Source organism: Pseudomonas sp. DSP3-2-3 (assembly GCF_049898225.1).
Taxonomy (GTDB): Bacteria; Pseudomonadota; Gammaproteobacteria; order Pseudomonadales; family Pseudomonadaceae; genus Aquipseudomonas.
This window is the reverse complement of record NZ_JAFCXH010000013.1, coordinates 33352-57367: the sequence shown is the minus strand read 5'-3', so window position 1 is coordinate 57367 and position 24016 is coordinate 33352. Positions and strand designations below refer to the sequence as shown.

At 59.6% G+C, this 24016-nt stretch carries 21 protein-coding genes and 2 pseudogenes; 16 read left to right on the top strand and 7 right to left on the bottom strand.

Features of this window, described 5'->3' with window-relative positions:
* Nucleotides 1–85 precede the first annotated feature (85 nt).
* On the top strand, nucleotides 86–1768 hold the full coding sequence (gene phaC, locus ACP7E4_RS16470; protein ID WP_426116074.1) for a class II poly(R)-hydroxyalkanoic acid synthase: 1683 nt from the start codon (nucleotides 86–88) through the stop codon (nucleotides 1766–1768).
* A 141-nt stretch (nucleotides 1769–1909) separates the two neighbouring features.
* Entirely contained in the window at nucleotides 1910–2524 is a 615-nt protein-coding gene (locus tag ACP7E4_RS16465; RefSeq protein ID WP_331149397.1) for a TetR/AcrR family transcriptional regulator, read from the top strand.
* Nucleotides 2525–2702: 178 nt separating this feature from the next.
* Here ACP7E4_RS16465 and ACP7E4_RS16460 read toward each other — a convergent pair whose 3' ends face one another.
* The 3 genes from ACP7E4_RS16460 to ACP7E4_RS16450 all read right to left on the bottom strand — a co-directional run bounded on the left by ACP7E4_RS16460 (nucleotide 2703) and on the right by ACP7E4_RS16450 (nucleotide 4515).
* On the bottom strand, nucleotides 2703–3527 hold the full coding sequence (locus ACP7E4_RS16460; protein ID WP_426116072.1) for a phasin family protein: 825 nt from the start codon (nucleotides 3525–3527) through the stop codon (nucleotides 2703–2705).
* Nucleotides 3528–3537: 10 nt separating this feature from the next.
* Nucleotides 3538–3966 (bottom strand): phasin family protein, encoded by a 429-nt coding sequence (locus ACP7E4_RS16455; protein WP_426116070.1) that lies wholly within the window; start codon nucleotides 3964–3966, stop codon nucleotides 3538–3540.
* A 270-nt stretch (nucleotides 3967–4236) separates the two neighbouring features.
* Nucleotides 4237–4515: a polyhydroxyalkanoic acid system family protein gene (locus ACP7E4_RS16450; RefSeq protein ID WP_426116068.1), complete on the bottom strand. Its 279-nt coding sequence runs from the start codon at nucleotides 4513–4515 to the stop codon at nucleotides 4237–4239.
* A gap of 143 nt (nucleotides 4516–4658) precedes the next feature.
* Between ACP7E4_RS16450 and ubiE the strand changes: the two genes are divergently transcribed.
* The 13 genes and pseudogenes from ubiE (at nucleotide 4659) to ACP7E4_RS16385 (ending at nucleotide 14696) form a co-directional block, all read left to right on the top strand.
* Nucleotides 4659–5429, top strand: a complete 771-nt coding sequence (gene ubiE, locus ACP7E4_RS16445; RefSeq protein ID WP_020293519.1) for a bifunctional demethylmenaquinone methyltransferase/2-methoxy-6-polyprenyl-1,4-benzoquinol methylase UbiE — start codon at nucleotides 4659–4661, stop codon at nucleotides 5427–5429.
* The gene (locus tag ACP7E4_RS16440) at nucleotides 5429–6052 is read left to right on the top strand and encodes a ubiquinone biosynthesis accessory factor UbiJ (RefSeq protein WP_426116066.1); all 624 of its coding nucleotides are present in this window, start codon (nucleotides 5429–5431) and stop codon (nucleotides 6050–6052) included. Before ubiE ends, ACP7E4_RS16440 begins: the two co-directional genes overlap by 1 nt.
* Nucleotides 6049–7668, top strand: coding sequence for a ubiquinone biosynthesis regulatory protein kinase UbiB (gene ubiB / locus ACP7E4_RS16435; RefSeq protein ID WP_426116064.1), 1620 nt, complete (start codon nucleotides 6049–6051; stop codon nucleotides 7666–7668). Before ACP7E4_RS16440 ends, ubiB begins: the two co-directional genes overlap by 4 nt.
* Before the next feature lie 68 nt (nucleotides 7669–7736).
* Nucleotides 7737–8129: a phosphoribosyl-AMP cyclohydrolase gene (hisI, locus tag ACP7E4_RS16430; protein WP_331149402.1), complete on the top strand. Its 393-nt coding sequence runs from the start codon at nucleotides 7737–7739 to the stop codon at nucleotides 8127–8129.
* A 3-nt stretch (nucleotides 8130–8132) separates the two neighbouring features.
* Nucleotides 8133–8465 carry a phosphoribosyl-ATP diphosphatase gene (locus tag ACP7E4_RS16425; RefSeq protein ID WP_426116062.1) on the top strand — a complete coding sequence of 111 codons (333 nt, stop codon included), beginning with the start codon at nucleotides 8133–8135 and terminating at the stop codon, nucleotides 8463–8465.
* Nucleotides 8466–8506: 41 nt separating this feature from the next.
* Nucleotides 8507–8782 carry a twin-arginine translocase TatA/TatE family subunit gene (locus ACP7E4_RS16420; protein WP_426116060.1) on the top strand — a complete coding sequence of 92 codons (276 nt, stop codon included), beginning with the start codon at nucleotides 8507–8509 and terminating at the stop codon, nucleotides 8780–8782.
* Nucleotides 8783–8792: 10 nt separating this feature from the next.
* Complete coding sequence (gene tatB / locus ACP7E4_RS16415; RefSeq protein ID WP_426116058.1) at nucleotides 8793–9311, top strand: Sec-independent protein translocase protein TatB; 519 nt, start codon at nucleotides 8793–8795, stop codon at nucleotides 9309–9311.
* Nucleotides 9308–10102: a twin-arginine translocase subunit TatC gene (gene tatC, locus ACP7E4_RS16410; protein ID WP_426116056.1), complete on the top strand. Its 795-nt coding sequence runs from the start codon at nucleotides 9308–9310 to the stop codon at nucleotides 10100–10102. The genes tatB and tatC overlap by 4 nt, the downstream gene beginning before the upstream one ends.
* On the top strand, nucleotides 10099–10806 hold the full coding sequence (locus ACP7E4_RS16405; protein ID WP_426116054.1) for a 16S rRNA (uracil(1498)-N(3))-methyltransferase: 708 nt from the start codon (nucleotides 10099–10101) through the stop codon (nucleotides 10804–10806). The genes tatC and ACP7E4_RS16405 overlap by 4 nt, the downstream gene beginning before the upstream one ends.
* A gap of 92 nt (nucleotides 10807–10898) precedes the next feature.
* Nucleotides 10899–11741, top strand: a pseudogene (locus ACP7E4_RS16400) (methyl-accepting chemotaxis protein); the annotation flags it as partial.
* A 24-nt stretch (nucleotides 11742–11765) separates the two neighbouring features.
* Nucleotides 11766–12815, top strand: a pseudogene (locus tag ACP7E4_RS16395) (methyl-accepting chemotaxis protein); the annotation flags it as partial.
* A gap of 25 nt (nucleotides 12816–12840) precedes the next feature.
* Nucleotides 12841–12993: a hypothetical protein gene (locus ACP7E4_RS16390; RefSeq protein WP_426116052.1), complete on the top strand. Its 153-nt coding sequence runs from the start codon at nucleotides 12841–12843 to the stop codon at nucleotides 12991–12993.
* A gap of 80 nt (nucleotides 12994–13073) precedes the next feature.
* On the top strand, nucleotides 13074–14696 hold the full coding sequence (locus ACP7E4_RS16385; RefSeq protein ID WP_426116050.1) for a methyl-accepting chemotaxis protein: 1623 nt from the start codon (nucleotides 13074–13076) through the stop codon (nucleotides 14694–14696).
* Between the two features lie 229 nt (nucleotides 14697–14925).
* On the opposite strand, the gene mdoH is transcribed toward ACP7E4_RS16385, so the two are convergent.
* From mdoH to pip, 4 genes are all read right to left on the bottom strand, one after another.
* Nucleotides 14926–17502, bottom strand: coding sequence for a glucans biosynthesis glucosyltransferase MdoH (mdoH, locus tag ACP7E4_RS16380; RefSeq protein WP_426116048.1), 2577 nt, complete (start codon nucleotides 17500–17502; stop codon nucleotides 14926–14928).
* Entirely contained in the window at nucleotides 17495–19360 is a 1866-nt protein-coding gene (locus ACP7E4_RS16375; protein WP_426116046.1) for a glucan biosynthesis protein G, read from the bottom strand. The genes mdoH and ACP7E4_RS16375 overlap by 8 nt, the downstream gene beginning before the upstream one ends.
* Nucleotides 19361–19619: 259 nt before the next feature.
* On the bottom strand, nucleotides 19620–20057 hold the full coding sequence (gene dtd, locus ACP7E4_RS16370) for a D-aminoacyl-tRNA deacylase (RefSeq protein ID WP_426116044.1): 438 nt from the start codon (nucleotides 20055–20057) through the stop codon (nucleotides 19620–19622).
* A 55-nt stretch (nucleotides 20058–20112) separates the two neighbouring features.
* Nucleotides 20113–21084 (bottom strand): prolyl aminopeptidase, encoded by a 972-nt coding sequence (gene pip / locus ACP7E4_RS16365; protein ID WP_426116042.1) that lies wholly within the window; start codon nucleotides 21082–21084, stop codon nucleotides 20113–20115.
* A 286-nt stretch (nucleotides 21085–21370) separates the two neighbouring features.
* Here pip and ACP7E4_RS16360 point away from each other — a divergent pair, with 286 nt between their 5' ends.
* Nucleotides 21371–23821, top strand: a complete 2451-nt coding sequence (locus ACP7E4_RS16360; RefSeq protein WP_047573151.1) for a glycogen/starch/alpha-glucan phosphorylase — start codon at nucleotides 21371–21373, stop codon at nucleotides 23819–23821.
* Nucleotides 23822–24016 lie beyond the last annotated feature (195 nt).

The following is a 24016-nucleotide window of genomic DNA, read 5'->3' as shown; positions in this document are numbered from 1 at the left end:
ACGGCGCAGAACGACGCAAGCCCGCTCGGACAGGGGCTTGCGTAGCTGTATTGGTTCGATGGCCCGACGAAGGAGTGTTGCCCCCATGCGAGATAAACCAGTCAAGAACACTGACATCACTGCGACTTACATCAACGCACAAAGTGCAATCACTGGCCTGCGTGGCCAGGATCTTTTTTCCACCCTGCGGACCATGGCCGCGCAGGGTTTGCGACATCCGCTGCGCAGCGCCCGGCATACGCTGGCGCTGGGCCGCCAGTTGAGCCGTATCCTGTTGCTTGGCGAAACGCCGTACACGCCGAGCCCGCGCGACACCCGCTTCAAGGACCCGACGTGGAGCCTCAACCCGCTTTACCGGCGCGGCGTGCAAGCCTATTTAAGCTGGCAGCATCAGGTCAGACACTGGATCGACGACAGCGATCTGTCGAAAGACGACCGGGCTCGCGCGCACTTCATTTTCTCTTTGATCAACGACGCGGTATCGCCGTCCAACACCCTGCTCAATCCGATGGCGATCAAGGAATTGTTCAACACTGGCGGCAGCAGTCTGTTCAAAGGGCTGAGCCATCTGTTCGATGATCTGCTGCACAATAATGGCCTGCCTCGCCAGACCACTAAAGACGCGTTCGAAGTGGGCCGCACCGTGGCGACGACGGCGGGCTCGGTGGTGTTTCGCAATGAAGTGCTGGAGCTGATCCAGTACAAACCCATGAGCGAAAAACAGTACGCACGGCCGATCCTGATCGTGCCGCCGCAGATCAACAAGTTCTACATTTTCGATCTCAGCCCGAATAACAGCTTCGTGCAGTACTGCCTCAAGAACGGCCTGCAAACTTTTGCCATCAGCTGGCGCAACCCGGATGTGCGCCATCGTGAGTGGGGGCTCTCCAGCTACGTTCAGGCGGCAGAAGAAGCCCTGAACATCTGCCGCGCCATAACCGGTGCGCGGGAGGTGAATCTGGTCGGCGCCTGCGCCGGAGGCTTGACCATCGCCGCGCTGCAAGGGCACTTGCAGGCCAAGCGTCAGCTACGCCGCGTCTCCAGCGCCACTTACATGGTCAGCCTGCTGGACAGCCAGATCGAAAGTCCGGCCACACTATTCGTCGACGAACAGACGCTGGAAGCGGCCAAGCGGCGCTCCTATCAGCAAGGCGTACTGGACGGCCGCGACATGGCCAAGGTCTTTGCCTGGATGCGCCCCAACGATTTGATCTGGACTTACTGGATCAACAATTACCTGCTGGGGAAATCGCCACCGGCGTTCGACATCCTCTACTGGAACAACGACAGCACGCGCTTGCCGGCGGCCATGCATGGCGACTTGCTGGACTTCTTCAAGCACAACCCGTTGACCCATCCAGGCGGCCTTGAAGTGTGCGGCACGCCCATCGACTTGCAGAAAGTGAACGTCGACAGTTTCAACGTCGCCGGCATCAACGATCACATCACGCCATGGGACGCGGTCTATCGCTCGACCTTATTGCTGGGCGGCGAACGGCGCTTCCTGCTATCCAACAGCGGCCATGTGCAAAGCATTCTGAACCCGCCGGGCAACCCCAAATCGACCTTTGTCGAACATGAAAAACTCAGCAGCGACCCGCGTGCCTGGTATTACGACGCGAAAAGCCATGACGGCAGCTGGTGGCCGACCTGGCTGGAGTGGGTTCAGGCGCGGTCCGGCGCACAGCGGGAAACCTTGACCACCCTGGGCAACGCCAATTACCCGCCCATGGAGGCAGCGCCGGGGACTTATGTGCATGTGCGATGACTCGGACCTCTGTGGGAGCGAGCTTGCTCGCGAAGAGGCCCGTAATTCTGAAAAAATCTCGGGGACTGAAACATCGCCTTCGCAAGCAAGCTTGCTCCTACAAGGTCGCCAAAAATTCTGTAAATCAAACAAGAAGACCGGATGAAAACCCGCGACCGCATACTTGAATGTGCCTTGACCCTGTTCAACGAGCAGGGCGAGCCGAACGTTTCAACGCTGGAAATTGCCAACGAACTGGGGATCAGTCCCGGCAATCTGTATTACCACTTTCATGGTAAGGAGCCGGTGATCCTTGAGCTGTTCGAACGCTTTCATGCTGAGCTGGCGCCGCTGCTTGATCCACCGGACAACGCGCGACTGGCGGCAGAGGATTACTGGCTGTTCCTGCACCTGATCGTCGAGCGCCTGGCGTATTACCGATTCCTGTTTCAGGACCTGTCCAACCTCGCCGGACGCCTGCCCAAGCTGGCGCGGGGGATTCGTAATTTGCTCAATGCCATCAAACGCACCCTCGCGTCGCTGTTGGCGCGTCTCAAAGCCGAAGGGCAGATCGTCAGCGATACGCAGGCGCTGGGGCAACTGGTGGAGCAGATCAGCATGACCCTGCTGTTTTCCCTGGATTACCAGCGCATTCTGGGCCGCGAAGGTCAGAGCGAGGTGGTGGTCTACCAAATCATGATGCTGGTCGCGCCGCACCTGATCCCCACCTCACGCGACGCCGCGCAGCAGTTGGCGATGCATTATCTGGAGGCGTGAAGATACCGTGGGACCGGCTTCAGCCGGGAAAGGGCCGGTACATCAGCCGGCCTTTTCGGCGTCATGAACGCAGCCTTCCCGGCTAAAGCCGGTCCCACAGGCTCGGACGTGACCGGATCTGTCGACAAAAAACCCGACCTGCTCACACAGGTCGGGTTTTTTGTTATCCAGCCTTGAATCAGGACTGGCTGGCTGGCGTCGACGATGTCGAGTTCGTGCTCGCTGCCGGGGAAGCTGCCGGAGTGCTGGCAGCCGGTGTAGCGCTTGCGGCCGGAGTGGTCGCAGGTTTTGCCGCAGGTTTCGCAGCGGCCGGTTTGGCGGCTGCGGTCTTCGGTGCAGCAGGTTTTTTTGGCGCTGCCGGTTTCTTCGGCGCAGAAGCCTTGGCCGCTACCGTTTTAGCCTTGCTGGCCGTGGCCGTCGCCGCTTTGTTGGCGGCTGCAACCGGTTTGGCGGCTGCCGCTTTCACAGCTGGTTTGGCCGCTGCGGTTTTGCTCGCGACTTTATCAGCGGTTTTGGCGACGGTCTTGGCGGCGGCCTTGACCAACGGCTTGGCCGTGGCTTTGGGCCGGGATGCCGACGCACGAGTAACCGGCGGTACCGATTCGCCGGTCAGCTTTTCGATCTGCCGGGTCAGCAGATCAACCTTGTTGTGCAGCGCCTTGACTTCATTGCGGCTCGGCACGCCCAGGCGGGAAATGGCACTGTTCAGACGCTTGTCGAAAGCCCCTTCCAGCTCGCTCCATTTACCCAGCGCAAGGTCCTTCACATCACCCACGCGCGACTTCGCCTTGCCTTTGACTTCATCGACCTGCTTGTCGATATCGGCTTTGGATTCTTTCTCAGCCTTCTCGCCATCTTTGACGAGGGTTTCAAACAGCTTACTGCCGTCATTGCTGACTTTAGAGTAAGCGCCCAGACCAGCCAGCCAGATTTGACGGGAGTATTTTTCGACTCCGCCGATCCAGGAGCTGCCTTCTTTCTCGAGTTTTTTCTTGCCAGCCATCCCGCTCTCCTTATTTTTTGTCTACGACACGTTCGAGCAATGCCGTCAGCCCATCGAGCTTAGCAGAGAGTGTCTCGACGTCATGTCTGGATGGGATGCCAATGCGATTCAGGGCACTGGCAACACGCCGATCAAAGGCGTTTTCGATCTTGTCCAACCGGCTTTCAACATTGTCTGCGACTTCGGCCACATCATCGGTGAAGGCCACGATTTCGCTGTTCGCCGCTTCGACTTTTTCGTCGATAACCCGTTTGGCTTTCTTTTCGGTTTCTTCGCCGGTACGGATCAGCTCTTTGATGTAATCGCTGCCTTCCTGCTCGGCCCAGGAATAAGCACCCAGCCCGGCGAGCCAGATTTTACGCGCATAGAGTCTGACTTCGGAAAGCGCCGTTTCCTGGTCGTCTTCGGCTTTTTTCTTCAACAACCTTACTTTGGCCATGCTGCACCTCGGGATCGAAATGTTGGAGGATCATCCCCGTGGGAATGGGGCATAGGCACAAAGTAGGCGGAAAAATTAGAATGCTCACCCTAGGTTGGTGATAGCCGGATTTGTTGGAGATTGCCATCTTGTTGATACGGCGTTGTCGCCCGGCGAACACCAAACATGTGGGACCGAATTTATCCGGGAAGGCGGCATTTCTAACCACGAAATGTAGTGAATGAACCGACCTCTTCCCGGCTAAAGCCGCTCCTACGGGATTGAAGCGACTTACGACACCAACGCCTTATCCAGCTGCTTCTCGACCTCAGCCTGGATCTGCCCGCTCATGGCCGACAAAAAGAAGTTCAGCTCAAGGTTGACCCGCACCAGTGCGTCTTCGACATCGACGCTGCCTTTGGCGCCCTTGCCGTTGAGTTCGACGCTGTCGCCGTTCCACTCATGGGCGATGCCATATTTTTCCGCCAGCTTTTCCACCAGCACTTCAGCCTTCTCGCGGGCCTTTTCTTTGCCCAGTGCATGCGGGCGTTCAACTGTAATTCGGGCCATCAAAGGACTCCTTCAGCGCAAGGTAAATCGTGGCGCAACTATAACAGCCGCTCTGAATGAAGAAACTGTTGTCGATGAGCCTTGTCAAGACAAAGCCAGCCACGACGATTAGAATGGCCGCACTTTATTCCGGTGACCGCGATATGAACGATCCGCGCAAAGGCAGCGATGCCGAACCCACGACTCACTTCGGTTACAAAAATGTGCCGGAAAGCCAGAAGGCCGAGAAAGTTGCGGAGGTGTTCCACTCCGTCGCGGCCAAATACGACTTGATGAACGACCTGCTGTCCGGTGGCATGCACCGCCTCTGGAAACGCTTTGCCATCGAGCTTTCGGGCGTACGCACGGGCAACCGTGTGCTGGACATCGCCGGCGGCACGGGCGACCTGACCAAAAAATTCTCGCACCTTGTCGGCCCGACCGGCGAAGTGGTGCTGGCCGACATCAACGCCTCCATGCTCAAGGTCGGTCGCGACCGCCTGCTGGATCTGGGCGTCGCCGGCAACGTCAAGTTCGTCCAGGCCGACGCTGAAAAGCTGCCGTTCCCGGACAACCATTTCGACTGCGTGACCATTGCCTTCGGCCTGCGCAACGTGACGCACAAGGAAGACGCGCTGCGCTCCATGCTGCGCGTGCTCAAGCCGGGCGGTCGTCTGTTGGTGCTGGAGTTCTCCAAGCCGACCAACAAGCTGATGTCCAAGGCCTATGACGCGTACTCGTTCGCCTTCATGCCGCTGATGGGCAAGCTGGTCACCAACGATTCGGAAAGCTACCGCTATCTGGCGGAGTCGATCCGCATGCACCCGAATCAGGAAACCCTGAAATCGATGATGGTCGAAGCCGGTTTTGACCGCGTGACCTATCACAACATGACAGCCGGTGTTGTTGCGCTGCATCGCGGCATCAAGCCCTGATGTTGCTGCGCGGCTTGCTCGCCAGTGTCGAGCACGGGCTGAACCGTGTGCTGCGCCTGGACAGCACGGCATTGCCGCGTCTGGAGCGTCTGGGCGGCAAGGTGATCGCAGTTGACTGCCGGAACCCGGCATTGCAGCTGTTCATCCTGCCCAGCGAAGAAGGCTTGATGCTCGCCGCGCACTGGGAAGTCGAGGCCGATTGCGCATTGCGTGCGCCGGCCGCGAGCCTGATGCGCCTGGCCTTGAGCCAGGACAAGAGCGCCGTGTTGCACGGCCCGGATGTCGAGCTGGATGGCGACAGTTCAGTGTTGCTGGAACTGTTCGGCATCCTGCAAGACCTGGAGCTGGACTGGGAATTCGAGCTGTCGCGCTGGCTTGGCCCGGTCGCCAGCACGCTGTTGGGCAATCATCTGCGCAGCCGCGCCCGCTGGAGCAGCGAAAGCTTCGCCAGCATGAGTCAGAATCTTGCGGATTACCTGAGCGAAGAATCGCGCACACTGGTAGGTACGCACGAAGCCGAAGCACGTTTCGCCGAACTCGATCAGATCAAACTCGATCTGGAACGCCTTGAGGCGCGCTTTGAGCGCCTCGCCCAATCCCTTAATTCCAGCGATAACGCATGAAGTTGCTTGCCGTCCGCCGTCTGTTCCGCATCCAGCGTGTCGTGATCCGCTACCGTCTCGATGACTTGCTGTTCGCCCTGCCGCTGCCGTGGTGGATGCTCGCCCTGCGTTTTGTCATGCCGTGGCGCTGGTTTCCGCGCAAGGTGTCAGAGCTGCCGCGCGGCGCTCGACTGCGCATGGCGTTGCAGGATCTGGGGCCGATCTTCATCAAGTTCGGCCAATTGCTGTCCACCCGCCGCGACCTGTTGCCGGAAGACATCGCCGATGAGCTGATGCTGCTGCAGGACCGCGTGCCGCCATTCGATCCGCAACTGGCAATCAAGCTGATCGAAGAGCAGCTGGGTGCGAAGATCAGCGAAGTGTTCAGCCGCTTTGATGTCACGCCGCTGGCCTCGGCGTCAGTTGCGCAAGTCCACTCCGCCAAGCTCAAGACCGGCGAAGAAGTCGTCGTCAAAGTGGTGCGTCCGGGCCTCAAACCGATCATCGGCCAGGATCTGGCGTGGTTGTTCATTCTGGCCCGCACCGCCGAGCGCATGTCCGCCGACGCGCGCCTGCTGCATCCGGTCGACGTGGTCGCCGATTACGAAAAAACCATTTACGACGAACTGGACCTGCTGCGCGAAGCGGCCAACTCCAGTCAGCTGCGCCGCAACTTCGAAGGCTCGCAGTTGCTGTATGTGCCGCAAGTCTATTGGGACTGGTGCCGGCCAAAAGTGCTGGTCATGGAGCGCATCTACGGCATTCAGGTCACCGATCTGGCGACCCTGGCCGATCAGCGCACCGACATGAAAATGCTCGCCGAACGTGGCGTGGAGATTTTCTTCACCCAGGTGTTCCGCGACAGTTTTTTCCACGCCGACATGCACCCCGGCAATATTTTCGTCAGCACGGTCAACCCGTGGAGCCCGCAATACATCGCCATCGACTGCGGAATCGTCGGCAGCCTGACTCCGGAAGACCAGGACTATCTGGCGCGTAACCTGTTTGCTTTCTTCAAGCGCGATTACCGCCGCGTGGCGCAGCTGCACATTGATTCGGGTTGGGTGCCGGCCGAAACCAAGCTCAACGAGTTCGAAGCGGCAATCCGCACCGTGTGCGAGCCGATCTTCGAGAAGCCGCTCAAGGATATTTCCTTCGGCCAGGTGCTGATGCGCCTGTTCCAGACCGCGCGACGCTTCAACATGGAAGTCCAGCCGCAACTGGTGCTGCTGCAGAAAACCCTGTTGAACATCGAAGGCCTGGGTCGCCAGTTGTACCCGGACCTGGACCTGTGGAGCACCGCCCAACCGTTCCTGGAACGCTGGATGCGCGAGCGCGTCAGCCCGAAAACCCTGTTCGGCAACCTGCAATCCCAGGTCGAGCAGATTCCGCATCTGGCCAACATGACCCGCGACCTGCTGGAGCGCATGTCCCAGCCCCACGCCAACGATCCGCCGCCACCCTGGCGCGAGCGCGGCGACGGCTGGGCCTTGCGTCTGCTGGGCGCCGGGTTGCTGGCTGGCGGCGCGGTGATGGCCTCGACGCTGGCGGCAGACGGTGGCGCACTGGTTGCGCCCACTGCCTGGCCGGCGTGGATCATGCTCGTTGCCGGTTTGTATCTGGTCGTGCGCCGATAGCCAGCGGCGCTGGCCGCTGGCACACTGTTCAACCCGCCGAGGCCCCAAGCCCGGCTGCCGGAGTAGATATGAAAGACTGGCTGGACGAAATCAAGTGGGACAGCGACGGTCTGGTGCCGGCGATTGCCCAGGATCACAAGACCGGGCGCGTGTTGATGATGGCGTGGATGAACCGTGAGGCGCTGAGCCTGACTGCCGCCGAAAATCGCGCCATCTATTGGTCGCGTTCACGTGGCAAACTCTGGCGCAAAGGCGAAGAATCGGGCCATGTGCAGAAACTGCATGAGCTGCGCCTGGACTGCGACGCCGACGTGATCATCATGATGGTCGAGCAAATCGGCGGTATTGCTTGCCATACCGGTCGCGAAAGCTGTTTCTACCGCGTCTATGACGATGCCGGCTGGAAGACCGTGGACCCGGTGCTGAAAGATCCGGACTCCATTTATCACGCAGGACACTGAAACATGACTGATACCTTGTCCCGCCTGGCCCAAGTGCTGGAATCACGCAAAGGCGCGGCTGCCGACAGCTCCTACGTCGCCAGCCTGTATCACAAGGGTCTGAACAAGATTCTGGAAAAGGTCGGCGAAGAGTCGGTCGAAACGATCATTGCTGCCAAGGATGCCGCCGTCAGCGGCGATTGCAGCGATGTCATCTATGAGACCGCTGACCTGTGGTTTCACAGCATGGTGATGCTTGCCGCGCTGGGTCAGCATCCACAAGCGGTGCTCGATGAACTGGACCGCCGTTTCGGCCTGTCGGGCCATGCGGAAAAAGCCGCGCGCCCGGCCGACTGATTGTCAATTTTCGAATTTGAAACTTCTACGAGGAATGCTTCATGGGTATTTTTGACTGGAAACACTGGATCGTCATCCTGGTTGTCGTGGTACTGATTTTCGGCACCAAGAAGCTCAAGGGCCTGGGTACTGATGTCGGCGAGTCGATCAAGGGCTTTCGCAAAGCCATGAGCGATGAAGAAAAAGCCGATCAGGCTCCGCCGCCGGTGCAGCCGCAGCAGCCACCGCAGGCCGCGCCACAGGGCTCGCCCCTGAACCAGCCGCACACGATCGACGCGCAAGCGCACAAAGTCGAAGAGCCAATCCGCAAAGACTAGGTCGTATCGAATGTTTGGTATCAGCTTCTCTGAACTGCTGCTCGTCGGTCTCGTCGCCTTGCTGGTGCTGGGGCCGGAGCGTCTGCCAGGTGCCGCGCGCACCGCCGGACTCTGGGTAGGCCGGTTGAAACGCAGCTTCAATGCGATCAAACAGGAAGTTGAACGCGAAATCGGCGCCGACGAAATCCGTCGGCAGCTGCATAACGAACACATTCTGTCGCTGGAGCAGGAAGCGCGCAAAATCATGTCGCCGCAACCGGCTGCCGCAGCACCTGCGGCTGCTGTTGAGGCAAGCACTGCACCGACCGAGCCGGTTGTCTCCACGGTGCCGGTTACCCCGCCCGCGCCGACACCTGCCGAACTTGGCCCTGCTGCACCTGCCGGGACTACGCCTGCCGATACAGTGCCGGTCGAGCCGGCAAAACCTGTCGAAGCGACGCCTGTTGAAGCATTGCCGCACGCCGAACCGACGCCAATTCCTAGCGCGCCTTCCGCCAACGATTCGTCACTGCCCCCGCGAGCCCCATGAGCGATATTCCGGAAAACGACCAGCAAATGCCGCTGGTCTCGCACCTCACAGAACTCCGCTCACGCCTGCTGCGCTGCGTTCTGGCGATCTTTGTAATCTTCGGCTGCCTGTTTTACTTCACCCAGAAGATCTACACCTTCGTCTCGGCGCCGCTGCGGGTGTTCCTGCCCGAAGGCGCGACGATGATCGCCACCGACGTGGCCTCGCCGTTCATCACGCCGTTCAAGCTGACCATGATGGTCGCGCTGTTTCTGGCCATGCCGGTCATCCTGCACCAGATCTGGGGCTTCATCGCACCGGGCCTGTACAAGCACGAAAAACGCGTCGCCGTGCCGCTTCTGGTGTCGAGCATCATCCTGTTTTATTCGGGTATGGCCTTCGCCTATTACCTGGTTTTCCCGCTGATTTTCCACTTCTTCGCCAGCGTGACGCCCGAAGGCGTGTCGATGATGACGGACATCGCCAGTTACCTGGACTTCGTCATGACGCTGTTCTTCGCCTTTGGCGTGGCGTTCGAGATTCCGGTGGCCGTGGTGTTGCTGGTGTGGATCGGCATCGTTGACGTGAAGTACCTGCGCAAGATCCGCCCTTACGTGGTCATCGGTTGCTTCGTGGTCGGCATGATCCTGACCCCGCCGGACATTTTCTCCCAGACCCTGCTCGCGGTGCCGATGTGGCTGCTGTTCGAAATCGGCGTGTTGTGCAGCTCGATGATCACCAAGCGTGGCGATCATCCTGAAGACCAGCCCGATGAAGACAAGCAAGATCAGCCGCCTGCGACTCAGCCGTGAATCTGCTGCTTCTCGAAGACGCCGACTTCATTGCGGCTGACCGGGTCATCCTGCGCGACCGGCGCCTCAAGCACATGCAAGAGGTGCATCGCGTCGTGGTGGGCGACAGCCTGCGCGTCGGCCGGATTGGCGGCTTGATGGGCAATGCCGAGTTGCTGCGTCTGGAAGATCACGAAGCGGAACTGCGCGTCAGCCTCGACAGCGCACCGCCCGCCAAACTGCCCTTGACCCTGCTGCTGGCCCTGCCTCGGCCGAAGATGCTGCGTCGGGTGTTCCAGACCGTGGCGACCATGGGCGTGCCGAAAGTCATCCTGCTCAACAGTTACCGGGTCGAGAAGAGCTTCTGGCAGACCCCGTTCCTGGAGCCTGCGGCCATTCGCGAGCAGTTGATCCTCGGCCTGGAGCAGGCCCGGGACAGCGTGCTGCCGGAAATCATCATCGAGAAGCGCTTCAAGCCCTTCGTCGAGGACTGTCTGCCGCAATTGGTCGAAGGCACGCTCGGGCTGGTGGGGCATCCCGGCCAATTCCCGGCCTGCCCGAGAGCGGCGCAACAACCTGTAACACTCGCGATAGGTCCCGAAGGCGGCTGGATTCCTTATGAAATCGACCTGCTGGCCAAGTCCGGCCTGCAGCCTGTGCAGCTCGGAGAGCGCATCCTGCGTGTCGAAACCGCCGTCACCGCCCTCCTCGCCCGCCTTTTCTAATCCCCTCATTCGAGGGCGCTGCGCCTTCAGTTTCCCTTCTGACAGCCGATGTAGGACTACGCCTACAATTATTCGCTACAAGGAGTTGCACCATGCCGCGCTGGTTCACCCAAGCCCTCGGAAACATGAGCGTCAGTCTCAAGCTGGCAGTGGGCTTCGGCCTGGTGTTGTTAATGACCGTGTTGATTACCATCACTGGCTGGCTGAGCGTGACGTCCTTGATTGAGCGCGGCGACAAGCTGGCGTCCATTGAGGAAGTCAGCGACCAGACGATGGAGCTGCGCGTCAAGCGCCTGGTCTACGAGCGGCAGTACGATGCCGAATCGGCAGCGGCTGTGGCCACCACTCTGGACAACCTGGACGGAGTGCTGAAAAAAGCCCGCAGCCAGGTTGCCAGCCCCGAAAGCCTGAAGTGGCTGGACGCGCAGCAACAATCGGCCAGTGAATACCGCCAGGCGTTTGTTGAAATGACCAAGGCCATTGCTTCCCGGGAAGCCAGCCGAGGCCTGATGGGCGACGCTGCAGACAAGGCCGTGGCCGAGATCAACAAGGTCGAAGCGTCGCTGTTGCAGGGCGACGACATGCTGCAATTCAATGGTGCGGTTGAGGTCAGCAAACTGATCCAGCAAGCGCGTTATCAGGTGCGCGGTTACACCTACAGCGGCAAGGCCGAGTTCGAAAAGAACGCCAACGCCGGAATCGATCAGGCGCTGGTCGGCATCAATGCACTGGCCGGCAGTATCCCACCGGTTTATCTGGGGCAGTTGCAGACTGCCATTGTCGGACTTAAAGCCTATCAGGCAGCCGTGGCGCAGTACCGCGATGGCCAACTGGCCGGTAAACAGGCCTTGGAAAAAATGACCAAGGCTGGCCAGGACCTGCTCGATGTCAGCGACAAGCTGAGCGCCGATCAGTACGCCAAACGGGGCACCGAGAGCCAGAACGCCCGGTCGATGTTGAGCATTGCTACTGCGCTGGCGTTGCTGTTCGGAGTGATCGCGGCCTGGATCATCACCCGTCAGATCGTCGTGCCGTTGCTGCAAACCTTGCAGATTGTCGAGCGCGTGGCGTCGGGTGATCTGAGCAACAACCTGACCATCGACCGTAAGGACGAGCTGGGCAAGTTGCAGGGCAGCATCCAGCGCATGACCGTCAGCCTGCGCGAGCTGATCGGCGGCATCCGTGATGGCGTCACACAAATTGCCAGCGCCGCCGAGCAACTGTCGGCGGTGACCGAGCAAACCAGCGCCGGGGTCAACAGCCAGAAGGTCGAGACCGATCAGGTCGCCACCGCCATGCACGAAATGACCGCCACCGTGCAGGAAGTGGCCCGCAACGCCGAGGAGGCTTCCGAGGCCGCCGTGGCTGCCGATCAGCAAGCGCGCGAAGGTGACCGCGTAGTCAACGAAGCCATCGCCCAGATCGAACGCCTGGCTGCCGAAGTGGGGAATTCCACCGAAGCCATGAGCGAACTCAAGCGCGAGAGCGACAAGATCGGCAGCGTCCTGGACGTGATCAAGTCGGTGGCGCAGCAAACCAACCTGCTGGCCTTGAACGCCGCCATCGAGGCCGCGCGCGCCGGTGAAGCGGGCCGCGGATTTGCCGTGGTGGCCGATGAGGTCCGCAGCCTGGCCCAGCGCACGCAAAAATCCACCGAAGAAATCGAGCAGCTGATTTCCGGCTTGCAGAGCGGTACGCAGCAAGTGGCGACCATCATGGACAACAGCCGCGAACTGACCGTCAGCAGCGTCGATCTGACCCGCCGTGCTGGCACCTCGCTGGAAAACATCACCCGCACCGTTTCGGCGATCCAGGCGATGAACCAGCAAATCGCCGCCGCAGCCGAAGAGCAAAGCGCGACCGCCGAGGAAATCAACCGCAGCATCCTCAACGTGCGCGACGTCTCCGAACAGACCTCCGCCGCCAGCGAAGAAACCGCCGCCTCCAGCGTCGAACTGGCGCGTCTGGGTAGTCATTTGCAAGTGCTGGTGAGCAAGTTTCGGGTGTAGTTGCGTAACCACTGTGGGAGCGAGCTTGCTCGCGAAGGCAACGTTCCAGGCGCTGAAAAATGTGCGCGCGGACCTATTCGCGAGCAAGCTCGCTCCCACAAGCTACAAAAACGTGACGCTGATCACCCCGTCCTTCTTCTCGGAAATCTCCTACGACCTGTTCAGGTCGCGCTTCTGATTCACCTGCCGATGCGCTGACAACGCAGGCCGGGGCTCGCCTCGGACCTGCCTGTCTGGCTCACTTGCAGGAGATTCCCCATGTTTCGATGGATCAACCATGCGCTCGGCAATACGAGCGTCAAACTCAAACTGGCGCTGGGCTTCGGGCTCGTGCTGTTACTTACCCTGGCAATCACCCTGACTGGCTGGCACGGCCTGGACAAGATGATCGATTGGTCGCAATCGCTGACCGCCACCGGTCAACTGAGCAACATGACCAAGGATCTGCGCGCCGAGCGGATCATGTTTCGCATAGATCACAGCGCGCAAAACGCCCAAAATGTTGTCGACCGCCTCAATGCGCTGGCAGCTCACCTGCAAGCGCTGGGCAAGGTGACCGACGATGACGCCAGCCTGCGGTTACTGACCGAGCAAAACCAGCTCGTCAGCAAGATGGAAGCAACCTTCACCGAGCTGAGTGCCGAGCGTCAAGCTCGTAAACAATCGCCCGACCTGCCGGAACAAAACTCGGAACAGGCGCAGATCAACATCAACGCGGCCCAGCAGCGGCTGGACGATCTGGGCGACCGAATGCTCGCCTCGGTGGCCGAGCTGATCAGCCTGCAAAACGCCCAGCGTAGCGCCGAAGCCGCCACCTCACGCACGACGCTGACCGGCGTCGCAAGCCTGGCGATGCTGCTGGGTCTGCTCGCAGCCTGGATAATCACCCGACAGATTATCACTCCGCTGCGCCAGACCCTGAACGCCGCCGAACGCATCGCCAAGGGTGATCTGAGCAAGGACATGGACGTCGAGCGCAGCGACGAAATGGGCCAGTTGCAAGCGAGCATCCAGGCCATGACGCTGAGCCTGCGGGATCTGATCGGCGGCATCGGCGACGGTGTCACGCAAATTGCCAGTGCCGCGGAGCAATTGTCGGCGGTGACCGAGCAAACCAGCGTCGGGATCAACAACCAGAAAGACGAGACCGATCAGGTTGCCACCGCCATGAATCAGATGACTGCATCGGTGCAGGAAGTGGCACGCAACGCCCAGCAAGCGTCCGAGGCCGCCGTCCATGCGGATCGGCAGGCGCGCGAGGGTGATCAGGTGGTAGGCGAAGCCATCGGCCAGATCGAGCAACTTGCGCAGGAGGTGGCCAATTCAACCCGGGCGATGAATCTGCTCAAACAAGAAAGCGACAAGATCGGCGGTGTCCTCGACGTGATCAAGTCGGTGGCGCAGCAAACCAATCTGCTGGCTCTGAACGCGGCCATCGAGGCGGCGCGGGCCGGTGAGGCCGGACGTGGCTTTGCGGTGGTTGCCGATGAGGTCAGAAGCCTGGCGCAGCGCACGCAGGAGTCCACCGAGGAAATCGAAGAGCTGATCGCCGCACTGCAGAATGGCACCCAGCAGGTCGCCACGACGCTGGACAGCAGCCGCAGCCTGACCGACAACAGCGTGCAATTGAGCCGCCGCGCTGGCAATGCACTGGAGCAGATCACCCGCACCGTGTCGAACATTCAGGACATGAACTTGCAGATCGCCACGGCCAGCGAGGAGCAAAGCGCCGTGGCCGAACAAATCAACCGGAACGTGCTGAGCGTGCGCGACGTATCCGAACAGACCGCCGCCGCCAGCGACGAAACCGCAGCGTCGAGCGTGGAACTGGCCAGATTGGGCACGCGTTTGCAGGGATTGGTAAGCAAATTTCAGGTTTGATTTGGGTAAACCCTTGTGGGAGCGAGCTTGCTCGCGAAGGCAATAATCCAAGCGCTGAAAATTGTGCTGGACGGACCGATTCGCGAGCAAGCTCGCTCCCACAAAAACGACCAACAACGTGACGCCGATCACCCGGGAATTTATTCCCTCCTACAGGTGATTCCCGCCGTCACCCCCATAAAAAACGGCGCCTTTTCGGGGCGCCGTTTTTGTTTCTACCGTTCAGCTATCAAGCATGAACCAACGTAGGTTCAGGCTCGTGCTCGACGGGCTTGAGAGGCAACAACGGAGCATGTGGATCAGCTTCGATGGAGGCTCTCCAGGCCGCCAGCCATTCCGGATGGCTTTCGTTCCAGACCTGTTCGTGCAAGCGCGCCAGGGCAACCGGGTCGCTCAACAGCATCAGTCGCTCATGGTTATCGAGCTTGTCGGGACCGGCTTTAAGCGCGTGACGCACACGCTCGGTACGCACGAACTCGATAGGCTCGACCACACGGTGACGTGAAGTCGCCAACGCACAGGCCAGGGCATTCTGCTGCGGATCGACCACTGCCCGGATGAAACCCTGCTTCAATGCATGCCAGCGGTTTTCATGGGTGTAGAGATCAGTGGAGATCAGCTCTTGCGGCGGCGCGTATTCCTCAGGAATCAGGAACAGCTTCTCGTCGCGCGCTTTCAGGCCCAGGTTGGTGCGGCTTGAGATCACCGATACCGGGATCGACAGCATCAACGAACCGACAATCGGCGCCAGCCACCACAGGAAGCTCGGGTTCAGCCAAGCCACCAGCAATGCCCAGCACGCGCCCAACAGGGTTTGCGGACCGTGCCGTTTGACCGCCTCAAGCCATGGCGTGGAGTCATCGTCGCGCTGCGGAGAGTTCCAGGTTGCAGCCCAGCCCAGGAAAGCAGCCAGTACGAAGCGGGTGTGGAACAGCATGCGTACCGGAGCCAGCAGCACCGAGAAAAGCATTTCCATCAACATCGAAGCGGTGACCTTGAACTTGCCGCCAAAACCGACTGCGCCCTTGGCCCAGATCAGAATCACGCTGAGCAGTTTAGGCAGGAACAGCAGGACAATCGTCGTTGAGAACAACGCAACGGCTTTTTCCGGGTGCCATTGTGGCCACAACGGATACAGCTGACGCGGTTCGAGGAAGTAGGTCGGCTCCATAAGTGTGTTCACCGCCAGCAAGGCCGTGGACAACACCAGGAAGAAGAACCACAACGGCGCCGACAGGTAGGACATCACACCGGTCAAGAACACCGCCCGGTGAACCGGGTGCATGCCTTTGACCAGGAACAACCGGAAGTTCATCAGGTTGCCGTGACACCAGCGACGGTCGCGCTTGAGTTCATCCAGCAGGTTCGGCGGCAATTCTTCGTAGCTGCCCGGCAGATCGTAGGCAATCCACACGCCCCAGCCGGCACGGCGCATCAGCGCAGCTTCGACGAAGTCGTGGGAGAGAATCGCACCGGCAAACGCGCCTTTACCAGGCAACGGCGCCAGGGCGCAGTGCTCGATGAACGGCTTCATGCGAATGATCGCGTTGTGACCCCAATAGTGGGATTCACCCAACTGCCAGAAGTGCAAGCCGGCGGTGAACAGCGGGCCATACACACGGGTCGCGAATTGCTGCATACGTGCATAAAGCGTGTCCATGCCCGATGCGCGTGGCGCGGTCTGGATGATACCGGCGTCCGGCGTGGCTTCCATCAAGCGCACCAGACTGGTCAGGCATTCACCGCTCATCACGCTGTCTGCGTCGAGCACGACCATGTACTTGTAGTCACCGCCCCAGCGACGGCAGAAGTCATCGAGGTTGCCGCTTTTGCGTTTTACGCGACGGCGACGACGACGATAGAAAATCTTGCCGAAACCTTTGGCCTCGCGACACACCTCAAGCCAGGCTTGCTGCTCGGCCACGGCGATGTCGGAATCATTGGTGTCGCTGAGCACGAAGAAATCGAAGCGATCCAGGTCACCGGTGGCGGCAACCGATTCGAACGTAGCGCGCAGACCGGCGAAAACCCGGGGCACATCTTCGTTGCAGATCGGCATGACCAGCGCGGTGCGAGCACCCTTTTCAATCGGCTCATTACCAGCGCTGGCGCCGGAGATGCGGTACTTATCGCGCCCGGTGAGCAACTCGAGGAAGCCCATCAGAGCAGTCCAGAAACCCGCCGAAACCCAACAGAACAGAATGCCGAACAGCAACAGAATACTGGTCTGCAATGCATACGGCAGCACTTGCATCGCCGTTTGCACGAACGTCTGGTGTGTGATTTCGTCCAGCGAAACCAGGGACCAGCCTTGGTACGGCATGATGCCTTTCATGTACCAGCTGGCGACGATGGTTTGACCCAGCATCAGGATCAGCAGGATATAGCGGCGCGTGGAACCGACCGTGCGCCAGCGTGCCTTGGGCAAGCGGTCCGGCTCGGGCTCGACCGGGTTGGAACGCCCGGTCAGTCGTCGCCAGCCGCGAACCAGAATATTGGTCCGCCATGGCTCGGGAACGACTTTGGTACGGCGAATAGGAGGCGTGGCTTTCAGGCACACCCGCCCGCTTGCATCGACGCCAAGCATCTCGGCTTCTTGCAGCTCGTCGGCAGTGGTCAGCGTCAGGCGACGACCCACCGATGCCTGGGCGGCATCGGCTGGATCGGCAATCGACTGTGCCGAAAGACGTTCATGCAGCTCCGTGAACGATTTACAGGAAGCCAGTTCGGCCCGCTGCTCGTCGCTCATCGGTAGATGTGCCAGATATTCGCTGAGCGACTCTGGCACCGGTAGAGAATTACTCATCGGCTGGCAACTGGTAGCTCCAGGTCTCGGTCATGACTTGCAGCGTCTTGGCCGGTTCCGGATGGGTGGGCGCAGCTTCGGCTACAGGCTGCTGGATCTCTTTGCCGTCTTTGTCTTTAGCGACGTCGGTCTTGGCTGCTTCGGTCTTCGCAGCATCCGCTTTGGCAGCGTCTGCAGGCGTACCCGCGGCGGCCTTGGCCAGGTCAGTCTGTGCATCTTTAGGGGCTTCTTTTACAGCCTCTTTAGGTGCAGCTTTTTTCTCTTCAACATGTGTTTTGTCAGCAACAAGTACCGCAGGTTCCTTGCCCGGTTCGGCTGGAATCTCGCGCAGCAGGTAAGCGCGCATCTCGATCGGCTTGTTGGTGTCCTTGACCTTCATGCGCAGCGTCAGGCGATAACCCTTGGTAACCGGGTTGTAGCGCAGGTTGTTCTCGACCAGATCCGTGTTGTCATCGGTAATAACCTGACTGCGAATGGTCTTGTCTTCCGGCAAGCGCGCCAGAACCGGACCGACGAAATCGACCTGGAAGGCAACACTGCCGTCTGGCTGACGAACCAGGTTGGACTGTTTCACGTCACCGAGCGAACGCAGGGTCTGCTTGACCCAACCCAGATCCGGCGAATGAATGGATTTTTCATCCATGGTCCAGTGAATGCGGTAGTTGAAGTTCACCGGCTCGCCAGGCGCTGGCAGAGTTTCCGGCTTCCAGAACGCAACGATATTGTCGTTGGTTTCGTCGGCAGTAGGGATCTCGACCAGATCGACGGTGCCTTTGCCCCAATCGCCTTTCGGTTCGATCCAGGCGCTTGGACGCTTGTCGTAACGGTCATCGAGGTCTTCGTAGCTGCTGAACTCACGGCCACGCTGCAACAGACCGAAGCCACGCGGGTTTTCTACCGAGAAGCTGCTGACCGACAGGTGTTTAGGGTTGTTCAGCGGACGCCAGATCCATTCGCCATTGGCTGCCTGAATCGACAGACCGCTGGAGTCATGCAGCTCGCGACGATAGTTGAGCACGCGCGAAGGCTGGTTGGCACCGAACAGGAACATGCTGGTCAATGGCGCAACGCCCAGCTTGGTGACCTTGTCACGCAGGAACATGCGCGACTCGACGTCCACCAGGGTGTTGGTGCCAGGACGCAGAGTCAGCTTGTAGGCGCCAGTCGCACGTGGCGAGTCCAGCAGCGCGAAGATCACCAGATGGTTGTCATCAGCGCCTGGCTTTTCAATCCAGAATTCAGTGAAACGCGGAAATTCTTCGCCCGATGGCAGAGCGGTATCGATTGCCATGCCACGCGCCGACAGGCCGTAGACCTGATCCTTGCCGATGACGCGGAAATAACTCGCGCCCAGCATGGTCATGATCTCGTCACGCTTGTCGTCTTTGTTGATCGGGTAAAGCACACGAAAGCCTGCATAACCGAGTTTCTCGGTGGATTTCGGGTCGACTTTCACGTCGCCAAAATCGAAACGACTGCTGTCGTACTTGATTTCTTCAACGGTGGTGGCCGTAACTTCGTTGATTTTGACCGGGGTGTCGAAATGCATGCCCTGATGGTAGAAGGACAATTTGAACGGCGTCTTGTCTGCCGCCCACTCTGCCTTGTCGTCACGGAAACGAATTTTTTGATAGTCCGCGAACTTCATGTCGCGGAACTCTGCAGGCAAATTGCTCTTCGGAGCTTCGTACTTTCGCCCGGACATTTCCTTTGCCTTGGCGGCTACGTCTTCCAGATCGAACGCCCACAGGGACGCGGAGCCGAACAGGCAGATCAGGGCCGAGCTTGCCAACAGCGCGCTACGCAACCGTTTGCCAGGTGTCTTTGCTGCATTACAGGGACTAACAATCACGAGCAACCCTCGCCGAAAACAGATGAAAAAACCAACGGCCAGCTATCAAGTGCCGGGTTGGCGAGCATTGTTCCGACTCCGAAAGGGCGTAATGATTCCCCAAACGATGTCGAACCAGACTACTGACCTTGCCGAACGGACCTACAAACGCCGATACCCGCAGCGCGCGATTATCTAGTAGCACGCGTTACAACGCATCAGGTGCAGCAAAGTATTTATCGCTTTATCGCCTAATAAATTCAGGGCACGCAGGCCAGATTGTCATTTATGACTCAAGCAAAAATGTCACTGGGCCATCATTGACCAAATGCACCTGCATATCCGCACCAAATTGGCCCGCTGAAACCTGCGCGTGCGAGCTTTTTGCCTGTGACAGTAAATAGTCGAACAATTGCGCGCCCAGTGCCGGAGGCGCGGCCCTGGAGAAGCTTGGGCGCATGCCACTTTTGGTGTCAGCGGCCAAAGTGAACTGTGAAACCAGCAGCAATCCGCCCGCGACATCACGCAGCGACAGATTCATCTTGCCCTCGGCATCGCTGAACACCCGGTAATTGAGCAACTTGTGCAACATCTTATCGGCACTGGCCTGCGTGTCTTGAGGCTCGACGCCGACCAGCACCAGCAGCCCTTGGTCGATGGACCCGACAATCTGCCCATCCACCTCGACACGGGCACCGCGCACGCGTTGTAGCAAGGCTTTCATTACCCTTTCCTTGATTCAGTCATGCAGATGACACACAGGCTTGCACCAATTGGTGTCACGCCTCTTCAGGCGGTAAATCCAGCAACCGGCGGGCCACTTGCGCGGCGGCGCGGACCAGTGCGTCGGTGATGCCCGGTTCAGAAGCTGCGTGACCGGCATCGCGAATCACTTGCAGCTCGCTGTTGGGCCACGCCTGATGCAATTCCCAGGCATTGTCCAACGGGCAGATCACGTCATAGCGACCATGCACGATGATGCCCGGCAGATGAGCGATCTTGGGCATGTCGCGAATCAGCTGGTTTTCTTCAAGGAACGACTGGTTGGTGAAGTAATGGCATTCGATGCGCGCAATGGACAGCGCCCGCTGCGGCTCCGAGAAGCGATCAACCACTTGCGGATTAGGGCGCAAGGTCGCAGCGCGGCCTTCCCAGGTCGACCAGGCCTTGGCCGCGTGCATCTGGGCGATCTGGTCGGAGCCGGTCAGGCGTTTATGGAAGGCGGCCAATAAATTGTCGCGCTCGTCCAGCGGGATCGGCGCCACGTAGTCCTGCCAGTAATCCGGGAACATGCGGCTCGCGCCACATTGGTAGAACCAGTCGATCTCTTGTTTGCGGGCCAGGAAAATGCCGCGCAGGATCATCGCATGGACGCGCTCTGGATGCTTCTGGGCATACGCCAGCGCCAGAGTCGAACCCCAGGAACCGCCGAACAGCACCCATTTGTCGATACCCAGATGCTCGCGAATCCGCTCCAGATCTTCGACCAGATGCCAGGTCGTATTGTTTTCGAGATTGGCGTGGGGCGTCGAACGGCCGCAGCCGCGCTGATCGAAAGTAATGATGCGATACATGTTAGGGTCAAAATAACGGCGGCTCTGCGCATCGCATCCTGCACCGGGACCACCATGAATGAAGACCACCGGCAGACCTTCCGGCGACCCGCTCTCGTCGACATACAACACATGCGGCTGCTCCACAGCCAGATCGTGCCGGGCGTAGGGTTTGATCTGCGGGTACAAGGTCTGCATAGGTGCTCCGTGATTGCGATTGGAGGGCTGCTATCTATCTGCCGTTGGGCATCATAAACCCGAAACGAGGAATGTTCATGCTGTCAAACGACAGCTTTCTTGCGACTGGAACGATCAATGCAAGCGTTTTGCCAATTACGTGGGTTCGCGAACCAGAGCGTCAAGCTTGTGTCGAAGCAGGGGATGTTCACCCGGTTAATTCGGATATTTCGGGAAATAACCGGAAACACGCCCTAAAGTCAAAAGAACCCATCCTTCATTCGTCTGACTACTTGAGGTCGCATTGATGTCTCAGGAACCACTCGTTCGTGACGCTGAGGTGGCTGCTTTCCGCGCCGCTGTTCTTGCCAAACTCACCTATGCGGTGGGCAAGGATCCCGACCATGCTTTTGAGCATGACTGGTTCGAAGCCGTGGCACTGGCCGCTCGCGACCACATGGTTGAGCACTGGATGGACCACACTCGGCAGATTTACCGCAAGGTTCAGAAACGCGTCTATTACCTGTCTCTGGAATTTCTCATCGGGCGTCTGCTGTACGACAGCCTGAGCAATCTCGGTTTGCTGGAAATCGCTCGCGAGGCCATGACCGAACTGGGCGTGGACATCGAGCGCATCCGTCTGCTCGAACCGGACGCAGCGCTGGGCAACGGCGGCCTAGGTCGTCTGGCCGCCTGCTTCATGGAAAGCATGTCGACCCTGGGCATTGCCGGGCATGGCTACGGTATTCGCTACGAACACGGCCTGTTCCGTCAGGCGATCGTCGATGGCTGGCAGCAGGAACAAACGGAAAACTGGCTGGACTTCGGTAACCCATGGGAATTTGAACGCCCTGAAGTGGTTTACCCCATCGGTTTCAGCGGCAGTGTCGAAACCGTCCTCAATGACGCGGGCGAACCGCATCAGGTCTGGCGTCCATCGGAAACCGTGCGGGCCATCGCCTATGACACGCCCGTGGTCGGCTGGCGCGGCAAGAGTGTGAACACCCTGCGCTTGTGGCGCGCCCGAGCCGTGGGCGATCTGCACCTTGAGCGTTTCAACGCCGGCGACCACTTCGGCGCGGTTGCCGAGGTCGTGCGTGCGGAAAGTATTTCCCGCGTGCTGTACCCCAACGACGCCACGGAAGCCGGCCAGGAACTGCGCCTGCGCCAGGAATACTTTTTCGTCTCCGCGTCCTTGCAGGACCTGCTGCGTCGTCACCTGAACATGCACGCCACGCTGCTGGATCTGGCCGATCATGCGGCGATCCAGATGAACGACACCCACCCGTCGATCGCCGTGGCCGAACTGATGCGTCAGTTGATCGACAATCACGGCATTGCGTGGGACACCGCGTGGAAAATCACCGTTGGCACCCTGGCCTACACCAACCACACCTTGCTGCCGGAGGCGCTGGAAACCTGGTCGGTGGGCCTGATGGAGCGGATGTTGCCGCGCCACATGCAGATCATCTACATGATCAACGCGCAACATATCGACACCCTGCGTGCCAAAGGCATTCATGATTTCGACGTGCTGCGCGCCGTATCGCTGATCGAAGAAGACAACGGCCGCCGCGTGCGCATGGGCAACCTCGCGTTCCTTGGCTCCCACAGCGTCAACGGCGTATCTGCGTTGCACACGCAACTGATGCGCAAGACGGTGTTCGCCGAGCTGCACAAGCTGTATCCGGAACGCATCAACAATAAAACCAACGGCATTACCTTCCGCCGCTGGCTGTTCCAGGCCAACCCGAAGTTGACCGAAATGCTCAAGGACGCCTTGGGCGACGAGGTGCTCGACAATGCCGAGACGCGCCTGATCGAGCTGGAACCCTTTGCTGACAAGAGCTCGTTCCGCAAGCAATTTGCCGATCAGCGACTGCACAGCAAGCGCGCCCTGGCGGCGATTATCCATGAACGCATGGGGATCGTGGTCAACCCGGCGGCGATGTTCGATGTGCAGGTCAAGCGGATCCATGAATACAAGCGCCAACTGCTGAACCTGTTCCACACCGTTGCGCTGTATCAGGCCATTCGCGCCGAGCCAGGCACCGATTGGGTGCCGCGCGTGAAGATCTTCGCCGGCAAGGCGGCGGCCAGTTATCACTCGGCCAAACTGATCATCAAGCTGACCAACGACATCGCGCGGACCGTTAACAACGACCCGACCGTACGCGGCCTGCTTAAAGTGGTGTTCATGCCCAACTATAACGTCAGCCTGGCGGAAAGCATCATTCCGGCGGCCGACCTTTCCGAACAGATTTCCACGGCGGGCCTGGAAGCATCGGGCACCAGCAACATGAAGTTCGGCCTCAACGGCGCGCTGACCATTGGCACACTGGACGGCGCCAACGTGGAAATGAGCGAGCTGATCGGTCAGGAACACATGTTCATCTTTGGCATGACCGCCCAGGAAGTCGAAGCGCACAAGCAGACCGGCGATTTCAGCGCCTATGCCGCAGCGGCGGCGTCCGGCCGGCTCAATGACGTGCTGCAAGCGATTCGTGGCGGGGTGTTCTCGCCGGATGATCCGAACCGCTATGTCGGCCTGATCGACCAGTTGATGGCTTACGACCGCTTCCTGGTCTGCGCCGACTTCGACTCGTATTGGGCCGCCCAGACCAAAGTCGAAGCACACTGGCACGACTCCAAGGAATGGTGGCGCTCGGCCGTGCTCAACACGGCACGCATGGGCTGGTTCTCCTCCGACCGGACCATCCGTGAATACGCGGGCGATATCTGGAAGGCGCTGGACTAATAAGGCCTGACCCGGAACCCGGTGGGAGCGAGCTTGCTCGCGAAAAGGCAGTGCAATCGGCGCATTTTCGGATGCCTGTCGCAATGCCTTCGCGAGCAAGTTCGCTCCCACGAAGTCCGATCAATCGGAGTCAGCCAGCCCCATCACGCCATTCCCCGGCGCGTCTCGCTATACTGCGCCGCTGCGTTCGCCCCT